Annotated in this window: 15 protein-coding genes; 10 read left to right on the top strand and 5 right to left on the bottom strand. The window is 70.0% G+C overall.

Going from position 1 to position 14,560, the window contains the following annotated elements; translation table 11 throughout:
- Positions 1-60: 60 nt before the first annotated feature.
- Positions 61-195, bottom strand: coding sequence for a hypothetical protein (locus tag OG386_RS03000; RefSeq protein ID WP_405790350.1), 135 nt, complete (start codon positions 193-195; stop codon positions 61-63).
- 1,056 nt (positions 196-1,251) lie between these two features.
- The gene (locus OG386_RS02995) at positions 1,252-1,770 is read right to left on the bottom strand and encodes a hypothetical protein (protein WP_328786604.1); all 519 of its coding nucleotides are present in this window, start codon (positions 1,768-1,770) and stop codon (positions 1,252-1,254) included.
- Positions 1,771-2,134: 364 nt separating this feature from the next.
- Between OG386_RS02995 and OG386_RS02990 the strand changes: the two genes are divergently transcribed.
- From OG386_RS02990 to OG386_RS02975, 4 genes are all read left to right on the top strand, one after another.
- Positions 2,135-2,497: a hypothetical protein gene (locus OG386_RS02990; protein WP_328786603.1), complete on the top strand. Its 363-nt coding sequence runs from the start codon at positions 2,135-2,137 to the stop codon at positions 2,495-2,497.
- Positions 2,498-2,538: 41 nt separating this feature from the next.
- Positions 2,539-3,219 carry a 2-phosphosulfolactate phosphatase gene (locus tag OG386_RS02985; RefSeq protein ID WP_328786602.1) on the top strand — a complete coding sequence of 227 codons (681 nt, stop codon included), beginning with the start codon at positions 2,539-2,541 and terminating at the stop codon, positions 3,217-3,219.
- Between the two features lie 197 nt (positions 3,220-3,416).
- On the top strand, positions 3,417-3,548 hold the full coding sequence (locus OG386_RS02980) for a hypothetical protein (RefSeq protein ID WP_328786601.1): 132 nt from the start codon (positions 3,417-3,419) through the stop codon (positions 3,546-3,548).
- A gap of 569 nt (positions 3,549-4,117) precedes the next feature.
- The gene (locus OG386_RS02975) at positions 4,118-4,321 is read left to right on the top strand and encodes a cold-shock protein (protein WP_314247744.1); all 204 of its coding nucleotides are present in this window, start codon (positions 4,118-4,120) and stop codon (positions 4,319-4,321) included.
- A 1,830-nt stretch (positions 4,322-6,151) separates the two neighbouring features.
- Here the strand turns inward: OG386_RS02975 and OG386_RS02970 are convergent.
- Positions 6,152-6,718, bottom strand: coding sequence for a CAP domain-containing protein (locus tag OG386_RS02970; protein WP_328786600.1), 567 nt, complete (start codon positions 6,716-6,718; stop codon positions 6,152-6,154).
- 686 nt (positions 6,719-7,404) lie between these two features.
- Entirely contained in the window at positions 7,405-7,902 is a 498-nt protein-coding gene (locus OG386_RS02965) for a hypothetical protein (protein ID WP_328786599.1), read from the bottom strand.
- A gap of 944 nt (positions 7,903-8,846) precedes the next feature.
- On the opposite strand from OG386_RS02965, the gene OG386_RS02960 reads away from it, so the two are divergent.
- From OG386_RS02960 to OG386_RS02945, 4 genes are all read left to right on the top strand, one after another.
- Entirely contained in the window at positions 8,847-9,092 is a 246-nt protein-coding gene (locus OG386_RS02960) for a hypothetical protein (RefSeq protein WP_328786598.1), read from the top strand.
- Positions 9,079-9,555: a Clp protease N-terminal domain-containing protein gene (locus tag OG386_RS02955; protein WP_328786597.1), complete on the top strand. Its 477-nt coding sequence runs from the start codon at positions 9,079-9,081 to the stop codon at positions 9,553-9,555. Before OG386_RS02960 ends, OG386_RS02955 begins: the two co-directional genes overlap by 14 nt.
- A gap of 200 nt (positions 9,556-9,755) precedes the next feature.
- Positions 9,756-10,916, top strand: a complete 1,161-nt coding sequence (locus OG386_RS02950; protein WP_328786596.1) for a serine hydrolase domain-containing protein — start codon at positions 9,756-9,758, stop codon at positions 10,914-10,916.
- A 372-nt stretch (positions 10,917-11,288) separates the two neighbouring features.
- Positions 11,289-11,636, top strand: coding sequence for a hypothetical protein (locus OG386_RS02945; protein ID WP_328786595.1), 348 nt, complete (start codon positions 11,289-11,291; stop codon positions 11,634-11,636).
- On the opposite strand, the gene OG386_RS02940 is transcribed toward OG386_RS02945, so the two are convergent.
- Positions 11,633-12,166 (bottom strand): MarR family winged helix-turn-helix transcriptional regulator, encoded by a 534-nt coding sequence (locus OG386_RS02940; protein WP_328786594.1) that lies wholly within the window; start codon positions 12,164-12,166, stop codon positions 11,633-11,635. The two genes, OG386_RS02945 and OG386_RS02940, sit on opposite strands and share 4 nt — an antisense overlap.
- A 241-nt stretch (positions 12,167-12,407) precedes the next feature.
- On the opposite strand from OG386_RS02940, the gene OG386_RS02935 reads away from it, so the two are divergent.
- Both OG386_RS02935 and OG386_RS02930 read left to right on the top strand, forming a co-directional pair.
- Positions 12,408-13,478: an alkene reductase gene (locus tag OG386_RS02935; RefSeq protein ID WP_328786593.1), complete on the top strand. Its 1,071-nt coding sequence runs from the start codon at positions 12,408-12,410 to the stop codon at positions 13,476-13,478.
- Between the two features lie 41 nt (positions 13,479-13,519).
- Positions 13,520-14,425: an NADP-dependent oxidoreductase gene (locus OG386_RS02930; protein ID WP_328793146.1), complete on the top strand. Its 906-nt coding sequence runs from the start codon at positions 13,520-13,522 to the stop codon at positions 14,423-14,425.
- Positions 14,426-14,560: the final 135 nt, after the last annotated feature.

Below are 14,560 nucleotides of genomic sequence, written 5' to 3'. Positions count from 1 at the left end.
GCCGGTGAGGCGGCGGGCCATCTGGTTCTGGCACAGATCTGAGGGAGTCGTTGTGGGGTGTCACTGGAGCAGGATCATCTTGTGGAGTAGTTCGAATCCGGCGCGGCCGTAGAGCTGCCTCTTGATCTTCTTGGTGCGGTTGACGGCGCCCTCGATGCTGCCGGAGCTCCAGTCGAGAGTGAGCCAGGCTGTCACGGCGTCGAGGTCCCGCAGCAGGTGCAGTGCGAAGCCGCTGAGGCCGGGCAGCGGGCCAGGACCTCCTTCAGGCCAGCCCAGTCTTCGTCGGCCAGGGGGCGCCGGGTGCCGGGTGAGTCAGCCGGTCACCTGTCGCACCGTCGGCGGCCGCGGCGGTGCGGCGGACAGAGCCCCGCGCAATGTGGCGATGTGCGCGCGGACCATGCCGAAGGTGACGGGAGCTTGCTCGGCAACCAGCTCTCTGTGCAGTCGGGTGACGCTGCTGCATCCCTCGGCGAATCGCCGCTCCAGGTAGGGCTTGTAGGGGGTCCAGTCTGCTGGTCCGGGGCCGGTTCTCGCGGATGGTGTCCTGCCAGCGTGCTGCGTTCGCGACCACCTCACCGAAGACTGGACCGAGGTCGCCTTCGCCGACCTTGCCCGCCCCGTCCACGGCAATCAGGCCCTCCTGAGTCGCATCACCGCTCGCCCTACGCGCCGTCCCCCAGGCGGGCCGGTGCCCGCTCCGACGTCCGGCCCGGCGACGGGACCGGTGTTCCGCCTCGCCGACTACCTCGAACAGCACGGCCGCACCGCCCGCAAGCACCTGTGCCCGCTCGGCTCCTTCTGGCGCACCGCCCACACCCACCCGGACGACCTCAATAGCCTCGCCATGGCTGCCAAATCCAGGCACCGCACACGGTGGGCCCACTACCTCCACCACCAGGCCGTGGAAACCCGCACCAACGGCGCGGCCGACCCGGAGCGGATTCTGGAGAACTCAGAAGACCGCAAGGGGCCGAAGCCATCGACCGGCAGGCCGCCGACGCGGACTGGACCCGGACGGTTCGCCCACTCCCCGCTGGCTTGGAACAGGACGCCAGTACGCAGGATTCAGGTCGTGCCTCGGTCAGGCCCGCCACCGGTTGCCTTGGTTCGCGACCGACCTGGAGACCGTGCGCCTCATCGAGCCTCCGGCGGCTTGGCCCGCTACGTGGTGGCCGACATCACCGACGGCTGCGGTGGGGTCTCCGGAGCGTGCGCAGCGGTCGTGGTGCCCAGGCTGCCCGGGCCCGAACCTCAGAAGCAGCCCTTCGCTGTCTGGTGGGTCTTCGCCGGTGTGTCGGGAGGGCCGATTTGGAGGATGCCCTCGATGCAGGCGAAGCGGGGAGCGGGGCGGCTGCCGTCGGCGCCTGCCGGGGCGAACGAGAAGTCGTTCGTGTGGGTTTGCCCGGCGGAAAGCGTCACGGGGAAATGGTCCCCGCCGTTGGGCTCCGGTGGGATGAAGCTCTCCTTCCCGTCGCGGGTCGACCATGCCCAGGCGAGGGCGACCTCGACAGGCGGCCCCTGCTTCTTGACGTAGGAGAGCTTGACCCTCTCCAGGGAGCCGCTTGGTGTCCTGCACGCCTGGAACCGGAACTCGCCGTTGGTCAGGGTGACCGTCGCGGGTGACCCGTAGACAAGGCTGTTCCCCTTGGCGCAGGTCAGCCAGGGTGCGGCGGCGTTGGCCTGAACCGGCCCGCCTGCCAGAGCGATCACCAGGGGGATTGCCGCGGCGGCGACCGCGAAACGGGTGGGGTTCTGCGTCCGTATGGTCATACGGGCCTCCGTAATTCCCGTGCGGCAGGCCGGGCCCCACTCGGCGTTTGCCTACCGCAGGAGCGGATTATGGGTGGAGCCCCCCCTCAACACGGTCGCAGAGGGCTGCGCCGGCTGCCACCTGGCCGCCGGGTGCGCTCTCTCGGCTTCGTGTCAGTGCGGTTGGTGTCAGTGGCCTGTTCACCCGGCAGGGGGCTGTCGTGCTGGTCAAAGGGTCGGGCTGCTGTCGCGGTGCCGGGCGCGAAGTCCCGTATCGGCCTGGTGGCACGTACACCGCACCGGGGCCCGCCGCCCCGTCGCCGAGGCGCTGGGGGAGGCGCTGGGGGAGGCGGCGCAGACCGCGGCGATGGCCTACCGCCTGGTGATGACGATCTCAGACGCGGTCCGCCGCGTCACCCCCCGAGAACGCCCCACCGGCCGGGAGGAGGAGCCCGGCGAGGACGTGGAGAAGACGGCGCCGGGCTGGTCGGCCGGCCAGCTGCGCGGTCACCTCGGCGACGACGCCCTGGCCGTACTGATGCAGGGCGCGGACTGGCCGCAGACGGCCCGGCGGCTCGTTGGGTCGGAGCAGGACGGTGTCGACCTGGGAGTGATCCTCCCGCAGATGGTCCGGATGACTGCCGGAGTCCATCGGGCCGTCACCGTGAACGCCGGGAGCATCTGCTGGCCGCCCGTTTGCAGAACATCGGCGAGAGCGACGGCCCCGCGGCCCTCGACGCGCACCTGAACCACCTGACGGCCGGGGCCGGCATGCGGAATCATGACCGAATGGACACTCGATTCCTTGGTATAGCTGATCTGTTGGAAGCCCCGTCCGTGGCGGTCGTGGTCGACGTCATGCGTGCCTTCACCGTGGCAGCCTGGGCCTTTGCCCAGGGGGCAGAAAAGATCGTTCTTGCTGAGTCGCTGGACGAAGCCCTGGCGCTCAAGGCCCGCCATCCGGATTGGGTGGCGCTCAAAGACGGTCCGCCCGCGCCAGGGTTCGACTTGGTCAACTCGCCGGGCATGCTGCGGTCCGTCGACCTCGGCGGACGGACCGTCGTGCAGAAGACCACGGCAGGAACGGTCGGCGCCCTTGCGGTCAAGGAGGCGTCGCTGGTGCTGTGCGCCGGCTTCGTGGTGGCGGAGGCAACGGCTCGGCTCTTGCGGACGCGCAGGAGCGACAGTGTCACGTTCGTGGTCACCGGTGAAGCTGGGCAGGCCGAGGAGGATCTGGCGTGTGCTCAGTACATCGCCCGGAGAGCCACCGAGGCGGAGACGGATGCAGCTGAGTTCCTCCGCCGCGCTGCCGAGTCACGCGCCGCCGCCGAACTGGCGGAGAGGGTGCGTCGAGGAGTCCATCCTGACGATGTTGCGCTCTGTCTTGAGGTCGACCGGTTCCCCTTTGCCATGGTGGCGACCTTGGAAGGTTCGCTCATGGTCCTACGTCCGCAGGGCGAATCCAGCTGAGCGACGACGTCACCTCCGGTCCGTCCGTGGATCGGGTTGCCGGACTATGTGATCGCGGTGGGGTGGCGCTGTCGATCCCGGGTCAGTTCAGGCGTCTCCACTTTTGGCACCCCCAGGAGTACTGGACCGGTCCTGCGCGAAGGTGAGATCCAGCGCCGCACCTCGGCGTGTTCCTGGTCCTGGGAGCTCCGGGAGCTGTGCCCCGCGTTGGCGACGCGGCGACCCTGGTCTGCCCCGACCCTGTCGCGGAGATCAGCGCCGACACCGCCGTCGACCGAGGCGGCGTCTTCGCCACCCGCTGCGCTACACACGCCCACGCCTGGACGTGACTGTCGACGATGTGCCGGGCTTCGGAGTGGGGAAGGCTACGGCTGCAGGCTGAGGGGCTGGCGAGCTCGCGGCACGGATCTACGAAGCGGACGTCGACCGGTCGGGACCGCTCGCGGATTGGACCGCGCACCTGTCCGTCGTTCGTGAGGCCGCCGTGTCGCTGGCCGCGCTCCTGGCCGCGATGGCCGGGCAGCTGACCGGCACGGCTAGGGATGAGCCGCTGGCCGCGCCGTGCGCTGTTGGTGTGCTGGCGGATCGCCGAATACGGGGCCCGGGAGATCGCCGGCGCGCTGAGCGACGACAGCCTGCCCGCCGAAAGGCCGGCCGCCGCCTCGGCACCATCTACTCCAAGGCCCCGAAGCAACGGCACGAGATCACCACCTGGGTCGACAAAACACCAGCTCAGAAAGTTGCCCCCGCGCTCGTGTGGCTGGGTGGCGGGGGAGTTGTCGTGCTCGGTCTCGTCTCGTTCACTCCTGGGTGGTGTTTCGCCTGTGGGGGGTGGGGGAGTAACGGGTTGCTACCGGCCGCGGTGTTCGCGGGCTGGGGTGGATCGGGAAGGCGTGTTATGGCTCAGGGGACTGTGAAGTGGTTCAACGCGGAGAAGGGGTTCGGGTTCATTGCGCCGGATGACGGTACTCCGGACGTGTTCGTGCATTTCTCCGAGATCGATGCGTCCGGGTTCCGGTCGCTTGAGGAGAACCAGCGGGTCGAGTTCACCACTGGCCAGGGCCCCAAGGGTCCCCAGGCGCAGCAAGTCCGGCCCATCTGATCCCTTCTTGATGGACCGCTGCAGGGGAACCCGACCCCGACTCCGACCCCGGCCCCGGCCCGGCCTCTGCGTCCTACGGCCAGTTGCGGAGTTCAGGGTGTGCCGGCGGGCACGGCCGCGCCCAGTCGACCCCGAGTGCGGCGAGCGCGGAGAGTTGGGCGGGCGCGGAGCGTGTCGCGGTGGGTCTTCTGGTTGCTGATCCAGATGTCGGTGCGGTGTTCGGTGCCGCCGGGGAACCGTTCGACGACGGCCCGCCCCGGCGTCCCGCCTTCCCGCGCGGTGTACTGCGTGAAGGCTTGGAGGCCCTTCTGTATGGCCGTACCGCTGTATGGCCATACCGCCCGCGCGGCCCCGCCCGCCACGGCCGTTCTGGCTGCTGTGCGGCGCTCAGCTTGCCCAAGTCCCGGCGTTGGGTGGCGAGCCACAGTCCGACGTGCTCACCGTGCTGGGTCACGCCCGGACCCGCACCTGCTCCTTGCTGACGGCGCTGATACCGAGGGTTGCGCGTCCGGTTGGTCCACCGACGACGCCGACGTACCCGCTGCCCTGTCCGCGGGCACATTGCCTCACCATCGAGGCGCTGGCCGCGCCCGGCGCACCGTCGTTCGCCGTGCTGGGCGAGGTACGGGTGGTCGACCGGTTCCGGTCGGGGTCGGGAGGTTGCGCCTGGCGCTGGCCTGGCCTGGCCGGCCTATGGCGGACTGCCGGGTCAGGACCGGCGGGCGGGGTGGTCCGCCATGGCGTCGCCGGTATTGACGTCGCCAGGATCCTCACCGGCGCCCACCAAGCCGGGTCGGCGTGGACCAGGCCGTCGCCGTCGCCGCCGTTGCCAAGGCCGCCGCCAAGGCCCCCGCGACTGCCGTTGCCGCGTCCGCGCCCGCTGAACCGTAGGCCGTGCCTCCCCGCCGAGTCCCGCTCCCGCGCCCGCTCCGGCCGCCACCCCCGCTCTACCACCCCCACTGCCGCGGCCCCCGCGGCGGCCCGGCTTCGGCCGAAGCCGCCGTCCTCGCTCAACGGCAACTGGCCGTGCCCGCCAGGGCGCGGGGCGAGGCCGGTAGGCGCTGGACAGGGGAGCAGTGGTGATGACGGGCAGGCGGCGCCGTACCGGCGCCGGCGTGCCGCTAGTGGGTCGACCAGTCCGGGTACGAGAGGCGGCCTGTCCCTGAGCCTGGTGGCCGGGACGGTGGCGCTGGCGGGTGCGTGGCGCTCGGGGGCCCGCACCTTCCACAGACCGCTCCGGCGGAGCCGGACACTGCGCCGCTCGGCGGTGAACCTCACGCCGCCGGCTGCCCCCACCGGCGTGGCGACCACGAGGCGCGTCGAGAGCGCCGTCGACACGGCCCCGTGCGCCGCGAAGTAGAAGTGGTCGACGGACCCGGAGGGTGTTGCAGAAGGCAGGCTCGTGCAGCACTCCCGTGCGGGTGGGGCGGCCCACCTCGCGCAGCCCCTGGGCAGCCCCGCGGCAGTGTCAGGCGGTGGGCTGGGGACGGCGCAGTTCTGCCTGGCAGGGGCATCACGATCGACGTCACTCGGGCCGTCTCGACCACCTCGACGAAAGTCCGCCGATGATCACTGCGCACCCCCAGCCGGGTGGGCGGCACGACACAATGCGCGTTCACCGTCCGAGCTGCGCATCAGCTTGGTGCTATGCCTGCCGGACCACCGTTCCGGCCTGCTGCTGCACGCCGTTCCGGCAGAGCCGGGCGGCCGCAACTGCCCCATTCCTGCCGGCGAGTGGCCCCGAGGAGTCCTGCTATGCCCTGCTCCCAAAGACGCCCCCCCCGCCGGGCCAGGGCGCAGTACGATCCGTGGCTCTAGAACCCCACCGGTTCACTGCTGGCAGCGCCCGAACGTCACGACGTACGTTCCGGCCTGGCTCGCGCCGGCCCCGGCCGGGTCAGCCGAACCCGGCTGGGCCCAGGCGCCGATCTCTCGCATCGACGGATCGAGGATGATCTGGCGGTGGCCCCACGTGCTCACGTTCATCCACCAGTTGACTGCGGCATTCGGCGTCCCCGAGCCGCCCCAGCCGGTGTACGTGATCTCGGCGACGGCCCATGACCTGGGGTTCGGGCAATAGCCCGCGGCTTTGATCCGGCTCTGCGGTGTCGAACCGGTCTGCGGGTTGCTGTGCGAATCCTTACCCGGTCCCCACCACTTCAGCTGCACGGCGGCGGCGGAGTGCTGCTGCGCGGCAGTTGTCAGCGCCTGGTTCGTAGTGAGGGCGGGCAGACCCCTCTGCGTGCGCTGATTGTTGATGAGGCATACCAGCGCGTTCCGTACGGCGCTGTCGTTGCTGCTGTTCGGGGCTCGGGCAGCGGCCGCCGCGTCGCACGCGGCGGCCGTCGCCGGTGCGGCCGATACGGGTACCAGTGCGGCCGATAGGACTCCGGCCACGGCGAGACTCCGTGCGGTTCTGACGAAAGAAGCGTGCCTGTTCAAGGAGGTCCACCTCCCGCGAACACGAACAGTGGTTTCCCGCAGCGGAGGCACCACGTCGCGCAAGTGGCGGCACGTGGCACGGCCCGCCGCTACGGCTTCTCCTCCAGGCTGCCAGTCGACGCGCCGACCCGCCATCCAGGCTCCGGGCAGAGGTACAGGCGCGCTTGCCGACATGCCCGAAGGGCCGCGGCGGAAACCGTCGTCCCTGCTGGATTCGCGTACGCTCGTTTCGTTTCGTTTCGTTGCGTTGCGGCCCCGGGCCCGCGGCCTGCGGGCTCGGAGCAGGAGAGGGCCTCGGGAGCACCTCGGCCACGGTCCCCCACTGAGCGGGCATTCCCTGGGCCTTGCCCGCGCTCCCACGGCCGTCTGGCAGCGCGTTCTACGTACTGCCGTCGTGCTGGCGTCGGCAGCGTTCGAGGCGGTCGGGGCCACCTGCGGGTACGAGTACGGCTGCCTCCTCCACCAGGACTGCATCGGAGACCGCCATGACCCTGTGGTTCCCTCCCGGAACGCCGAACCACGACACGGATGACCTCAACCCGATCCGACCGTCACCCCGCCCTCCGACACCCCGCAGGCGTACGAGCCGAAACGGCCGACCGCCGGAGAACCGATGGACCGTCACCAAGGGCGGGTCGAGGCTAGTTGTGGAACCGCACCCTCACTAGGTAGCAGTCGTCGGGCACGCGGCGCAGGTAGTCGTCGGCGTACTCGAAGTATGAGCTTCCGTCCGTCTTCGTCTCCTCGTCGAACACATCCGAGGATATGTCGAGCCAACGGCCGTCCAACGTGAGGAGCGCGTCCGACGGGTTCACCTCCGCGCTCAGTCGTCGGACGTAGACGTCCTCCGGCTCGGCGAACCAGCGGATCGGGTCGCCCTTGTCGACAACGAGAGCAGCCACTTCGGGATTCGCGGAAATGGCCCGAATGACGTCCTGCTGCTCGTACGTTCCACGGAACCGATCATCCGGCCCCAGCCCGTGGACCGAGTTGTACTCCCATCGGAGTTCGTGCATGGGACGGCCCGGCGGGAAGGCCCGCGCGAAGTCGTTCCACGCCCGCCATTCCGCGTGTGCCTGACGGGCGACCGCGTCCCGCTTGGTGTCGAGGTCCAGGAGCCGGCGCGGACCCCGTCGCACCGCGACGGGGGCAGGGGCACCCGCGCCGAATGGCTCGGGGGCTCCACGATCCGCATCAGCTGGGAGTCGGACTCCGCCCCCGGCCGCACCGCGAAGGAAGCCCGGCCGGTACCGAGGGACCACAGATCCCATTCCGCCTGTTCCCACGGCACGTCTTCCGACATCCTGTCGAACGGGGCCATGGCCCGCCTGACCGCATCACGGACTTGCTGTACGTCCGTTGGAGACAGACATACGGTGAGGGCCTCGTAGGCCATGACAGGTACTCCTTCGAATCGCTGGCAGATCTTCACACCAGCGGCGTCGGTGGGGCAACAGAGTTGTTTGGGAACTGGAACGGTTCGATGGAGCCGAGGAGCATCTTCCCGAGCCCCTTCTTTGACCTGTCCCGCCTGCTCCTGGTCTTGCTGAGCCGTACTCCGAGCCTCACGCCGAGTTCGCCGAGCCGGCGCTGCTGCTCCTCCTCGCCCAGCCGGTCCCGGTTCCGTCGTTGGGTGGCGAGCCACCGTCCGACGACGCGATCGCGATGTCGAGGACGGATGCGCCTGCCGGGCGGCGAGGGCCCCGTGGAGCTCGAAGTACGCACGCGCGGCGGCAGGGTTCTGCTCGAACGCGGCGTCGGTGGTGTCCCACCCGATCCCCAGCTCCCCGAACTCGGCCGCGCGCTCGCCGGTCGTGGTAGGCGCGGCGCTGGTCGGACCGCCACCGGCCCAGCGGACACGTGCTGGCCGCGGGCCCGAACCCCGCTCTCGTTGTACCTGCCGGGTGCCTCTACCACCCCAGACCCGGAACCCCATAGAGGGGAAGCATCGTAGGTCTGCGTTGGGCCATCCCTCTGCCCGGTCCGCTGCCGTGATCACGAGCCTCCGACGGATCACCGAAACCTGTCCCAGCCACTAGCAACTCGGGTTGACTATCTTCGTTAGTCAACTACAGTTGCTTACATGTCCGTTGGTGAGAGTCCCCTTCCTGATGAGCCCGCTGACGCCCTGGCGGCCGTCGTGGCGTTGCGGCGTCTTGCCGATCAACTGGAGGACGCCGCCGTCGAGCAGGCCATGCGGGCGGGCTGGAGCTGGCCGCAGGTCTCCGAGGCGCTCGGTGTCACCCGCCAAGCCGTCCACAAGAAGCACGCCAAGCGGCTCATCGCCGCCGGAGTCAAGCTGAGGAGGCGCGGCGATGAGCGCGTTTGACAAGTACCTGCACGCGGTCATCGTGCGGGCGATGCACGAAGCCCAGGAAGACGGGTCGGCGACGATCGACGCGCACCATCTCCTGTTGTCGCTCGCCGCCGATCAGGGGGCTACCGCACAGCAGGCCCTGGCTTCGGTCGGGCTCGATCGCGCTGCTGTCCGCGACGCACTGGATCGAGAGTTCGAGCACAGCCTGAGCATGGTTGGAGTGTCTCCGGCCACCCATGACCTCCCCAGGCCGAGCCCCGTTTCCCGGCAGCCCAAGCTGGGTGCGTCCGCCAGACTCGCCCTGGAGCGGAGCTTCGCCTCCGCCCGGAAGAAGGACCTACGGTCGGCGCATCTGCTGCTCGGGATCCTGCAGGCTCAAATCGGCACCGTGCCACGTGCTCTCGCCTTGGCCGGTGTCGATCAGGCCGAGCTGGCGGACCGCGTTCGGCAGACGCTCACCAGCCAGGATCAGTGACCGCTGGAAGCAGCCGACACTGCCAGTTCACCCGCGGCAGTGCCCCTGCCGTGATGTGCACTGGGTCCTGTAGGCGTGCACGATGGATCGCACGCTCCGCCGGGTGCAAAGTCGCTGGTGAGGGCGGGTGGGCCAGTGAATCACGCTGTGGACACGGGCCAGGCGGTCATCTATGCGTCACACGCGACGAGGAGGACCACATGCACCAACACACCGCTCATGCAGACAACGGCCGATCGGGCGTCGAACCGGTCGGAGGAGGGGGCGCGGCCCCTCAGTCCGCGCCTGCCTCAGGGGGCGAGGGCTACGAGGCGGTCGAGCGCTTACTTCAGCAAGCCGTGATTCAAGGCGGCCTTCCAGGCATGCTCGTTGAGGTTCGCGACGGCGACCGGCAGTGGTTCGGGACCGCAGGAGTGGCCGACACCCGAAGCGGCCGCAAGCGTTCACCGCAGGACCGGTTCCGCATCGGCAGCATCAGCAAGACGTTCGTCGCCACCGTCGTGCTGCAGCTGGTGGCGGAAGGCAGGCTGAGCCTGGACGACACCGTGGAACAGTGGTTGCCCGGCGTGGTCCATGGCCATCACCACGACGGTGCCAGGGTGAACATCAGGATGCTGCTCAACCACACCAGCGGGATCTTCAACTACATCGATGACCAGGAAGCGCTGAACCGGTACGAGACACACCCGCCCGAGTCGCTGGTGCAGATCGCCATGTCCCATCCGCCCACCTTCACACCGGGTTCGGGCTGGGCGTATTCCAACACCAACTACGTCCTTGCAGGCGTGATCGTCGAACGGGCCACCGGCCGCGCGCTTGCCGAGGAGATCACGGGGAGGATCTCGCGCCCCCTCGGCCTGGCCGGTACGTACCTGCCGCACGGCAGCGACCCGACGATCCACGGACCGCACTCCCGGCACTACACGAAGCTGTTCCAGACCGACCCCGGTGCGCCGGTCCACGACGCGACCGAGCTTGATCCATCCATGTTCTGGGCAGCCGGCGGCATGATCTCCACCGCCGGGGACCTCAACCGGTTCTTCGCCGCCCTGCTGGGGGGCCGGATACTGCCACCGGACCAACAAGGCGACATGTTCACCACCGTGCCCACCCGCGACTGGATTCCCAACGCCGCCTACGGCCTCGGCGTTTCCTCAGTGACACTGCCCTGCGGGGAAACGGTCTGGGGCATGGGGGGTGCGCTCTTCGGATCGTGGTCCTACGCCTACGGCGCTCGTGATGGCGAACAGATGGTCACCACCAACGTCAACGGTGACTGGAGCAATGGCGGTTGGGACGACCCCATCGGGATCTTCACCGATCTACTCGAGGCGAAGTTCCGTCGCCGGCGCGATACCTGAACACCGCTCACGGGTCGGGCCCGGCCGGCTCCTGATGCTCATTCCTGCCCGTTGTCGTTCTCGTCCAGCTCCGGCATGCCCCGAGTCGCGCGGCGGGCGCAGTCCCCGTCCGCGGCGTAGTGTTCGGGCTCCTCGGCCGGCAGCGCCCGCAACTCCGCGACGACGGCGTCCAGATGGCGAGTCGTCCACAGAGCGGCGGCTTTGAGGAGCAGGCCGAGCGCGCCGAGCTGGTCCTAGGTCTGAGGAGGCGTCGAGGGCGTCGAGGGTTGCTGCGCACGCGCTCGGCGTGGAAGCGGACCTCGGCAGCGCGTTCACGCCGCCCGCAGACGCGTCGGGGTTCCCGTGCCGGGCCGGCGGCGCTGCGGGCCGGGGGTGGCGTACGAGCAGAAGCTGGACGGTCACCGGGCGCTCGTCTTCACCGCGGCCAGCCCGGGCGGCACGGTTCCGGTGGAGACCCGCTGCGAGGCGCTGTTCCGCGAGGTGCAGTGCCCGCCCGGCCTGGTCCTCGATGGCGAACTGGTCGTCCGGGACACTGAGGCGGGCGGGTTGTCGTTCGAGGCGTTGCAGTGCACGCCCGCCGCCCGCGCCTGCGGCGCCGCCGGCCCCGGCGCCTGGTGGCCGGCATACTTGTCGGCGTCTGTCCAGGCCGCGCGCCGGCCGAAGCGTGCGCAGGCACCGGCGCCCGGGACCTTCAGCGGCGCTGTACCCCGCGGCTCCTAGTGTTCCGTGTTCGGTTCCGGGGGCTGGGCGTCGGCGCGTACGAGGTTCTGTTCCAGACGTTCCAGGGTGGCGAGGGCGTCGGCGCGCTCGTCGTCCGAGAGGCCCGTGGCCGAGATGTCCTCGAGTTGGCTCCAGACCCGCTCCACCTCCCGGCGCAGGGCGTGGCTGGCCGCTGTCGGTTCGATGAGCGAGGCGCGCTTGTCGGTGGGCGAGGGGCGGCGGCGGACGAAGCCGGCCTGTTCCAGGCGGCGGACCGTGCGGGTCATCGTTGCGGCGTCGGAGTCCATCAGGCGTACCAGGTCGATCTGGCGCTGGGGACCGAGTTCCCAGAGGTGCATCATGACCAGCTCCTGGCCCGGGTGCAGGCCGATGCGGCGCAGTAGCTGACCCGCGAACATGCGGTGCAGCCGTGCCAGCCGGAAGATCGCATGACTGATCGGTCCGCCGGCGGCCGCACCGGGGACCGGCACGGTGGCTTTCCGTTCCGTCGCTCCTGAATCCTGCCCGACCTCGGATGCGGACTCGGCCATCTCTTCCCCACTCTCCTGTTTGGACAGGAGAACTCTACCTCCATCCACGTTCATCAGTAGTTGTTCTGCCCGTCGAGCGACGCATAAGGACAGGTCGATGGCGCTTTCCGCCTGGCTTGCCAGGTCGCAGGAAGCAGGTTTACTGTTCAGACAGGTAAATTACTTGTTCGGACAGTAAACGGCAGATGTGGGCCACGGCACGCCCGCACCGCAGAGCGCCACTCATCCCAAGGGAGCGACCATGACCACTGCTTTCGATCCGATCGTCCTGGGCGGCACACGCCTCGCTAACCGAGTCGTGATGGCGCCGATGACACGCAGCCGCGCCCACGGTCCGGGCGCGGAGCCGACCGAGCTGATGGCGACCTACTACGCGCAGCGGGCCGGCGCCGGGCTGATCGTCACCGAGGGCATCCAGCCCTCGCCCGTAGGCCAGGGCTACCCCGACACCCCCGGCCTGCACACGCCGGGCCAGGTGCGGGCGTGGCGGACGGTGACCAGCGCCGTGCACCGCGAGGGAGGGGTGATCTTCGCGCAGCTGATGCACACCGGGCGGATCGGCCACCCCAGCCTGCTGCCCGACGGGCTGACGCCGGTGGGGCCCTCGGCGGTCGCCGCCCAGGGGCGGGTCTACACCCGCCAGGGGCCGCAGGACTTCGTGACGCCGAAGGAGCTGAGCGAGGCAGAGATCCGGCAGACCGTCGCCGACTTCGCGACCGCGGCGCACCACGCCGTCGAGGCCGGATTCGACGGTGTGGAGATCCTCGGCGCCAACGGCTACTTGATCCATCAGTTCCTCGCGGACAACACCAACCACCGCACCGACGCCTGGGGAGGATCGGCCGAGGGCCGCATCCGCTTCGCCGTCGAGGTCGTCACGGCCGTGGCCGAGGCGATCGGCGGTCGGCGGGTCGGTCTGCGGATCTCGCCCGGAAACCGCTACAACGACATCGTTGAGGACAACCCGGGGGAGGTCTACGGGGCCCTGCTGGACCGGCTCGCGGGTCTCGATCTCGCCTATCTGCACCTGATGGAGGGCCCCGACTCTGCACTGACCTCGCAGCTGCGCAAGGAATGGCCCGGCACGTTCGTCCTCAACCCGTTCACCCACCCCGACGTCACCGGCCTCGACGCGCTCGAGCTGATCGAGGACGGGAGCGCGGACATGGTGTCCTACGGGGCGCTGTTCCTCGCCAACCCCGACCTGCCCCGGCGCCTCGCTGCCCGGGGTCCGTTCAATGCCCCGGACCAGGCCACCTTCTACGGCGGCGACCACCGCGGCTACACCGACTACCCCACCCTCACCGCTTGAGCGACGGCTCCGTCAGCGGGGCCCTTACCTGGGAGTTCCTGATGTCCAAAGCGATCACCTTCTCCGAGTACGGCACGCCCGAGGTGCTGCGACTGTCGGAGGTCACCGCGCCGGAGCCCGGTCCGGGCCAGGTCCGGATCCGAGTGCGGGCCGCCTCCGTGAACCCACTCGACATGAAGATCCGCTCCGGCCTGATGGCCGGGGCCATCCCGGCGCACTTTCCCGTAGTCCCCGGACTGGACGCAGCCGGTGTCGTCGACGCGGTCGGCGAGGGGGCCGACGCGGCCGTGGGCGACGAGGTCCTCGGCGCCACCGCGGGCGGCAGCTACAGCGAGTACGCGCTGGTGGAGCAGCCGGTCGCCAAGCCCGCAGCACTGTCCTGGGAGGTCGCAGCATCGCTGGTGACCGTCGGCCGGACCGCGTTCCGTGTCCTCGCCCAGCTGGGCGTGCGCAAGGGGCAGACCCTGCTCGTCCACGGTGCCGGCGGCAGCGTGGGCGTCATCGCGGCGCAGCTGGCCGTCACCCGCGGCATCACCGTCATCACGACGGTTGGCGAGCACGACATCGAGCGGGTCACTGCCCTCGGAGCCACCGCCGTCCGCTACGGCGACGGCTGGGTGGAGCGGGTGAGGACCGCGGCGCCCCAGGGAGTCGACTTCGTCCTCGACGCCTCCGGCGCCGGTGTCCTCGCCGACTCCGTCGCCCTGGCCGGCGACAGCGCACGCGTCATCACCATCGCCGACATGGCCGCCGCGCAGCACGGCGTCCGCTTCAGCGCAGGCAGCACCGATCAGGCCGAGGATGCCCTTCCGCAGCTGGTCGAGCTGGCCGCCAACGGCATGCTCACCCTGCCCATCTGGCGGACCTACCCGCTCGAGCAGGCCGCCGCTGCGCACGCCGACCTGGAAGCCCACCGCAACCGGGGCAAGGCCGTCCTGCTGCCCTGAACCCCGACGCGGCCGCCTCGTGCTGTTCGCGCGGGCGAGGCGGCCCCGGAGCGAGGCCCGCGGCGCGGGGCGCGGCCCGGGGCGCGGCGCCAGGGCCGCCGTCGGTGATCCCCGGGCCGATCCATTCGCTTCGCC

The organism is Streptomyces sp. NBC_00273 (assembly GCF_036178145.1).
In the GTDB taxonomy this organism is placed as follows: domain Bacteria; phylum Actinomycetota; class Actinomycetes; order Streptomycetales; family Streptomycetaceae; genus Streptomyces.
This window is presented reverse-complemented; position numbering and strand designations above follow the sequence as displayed.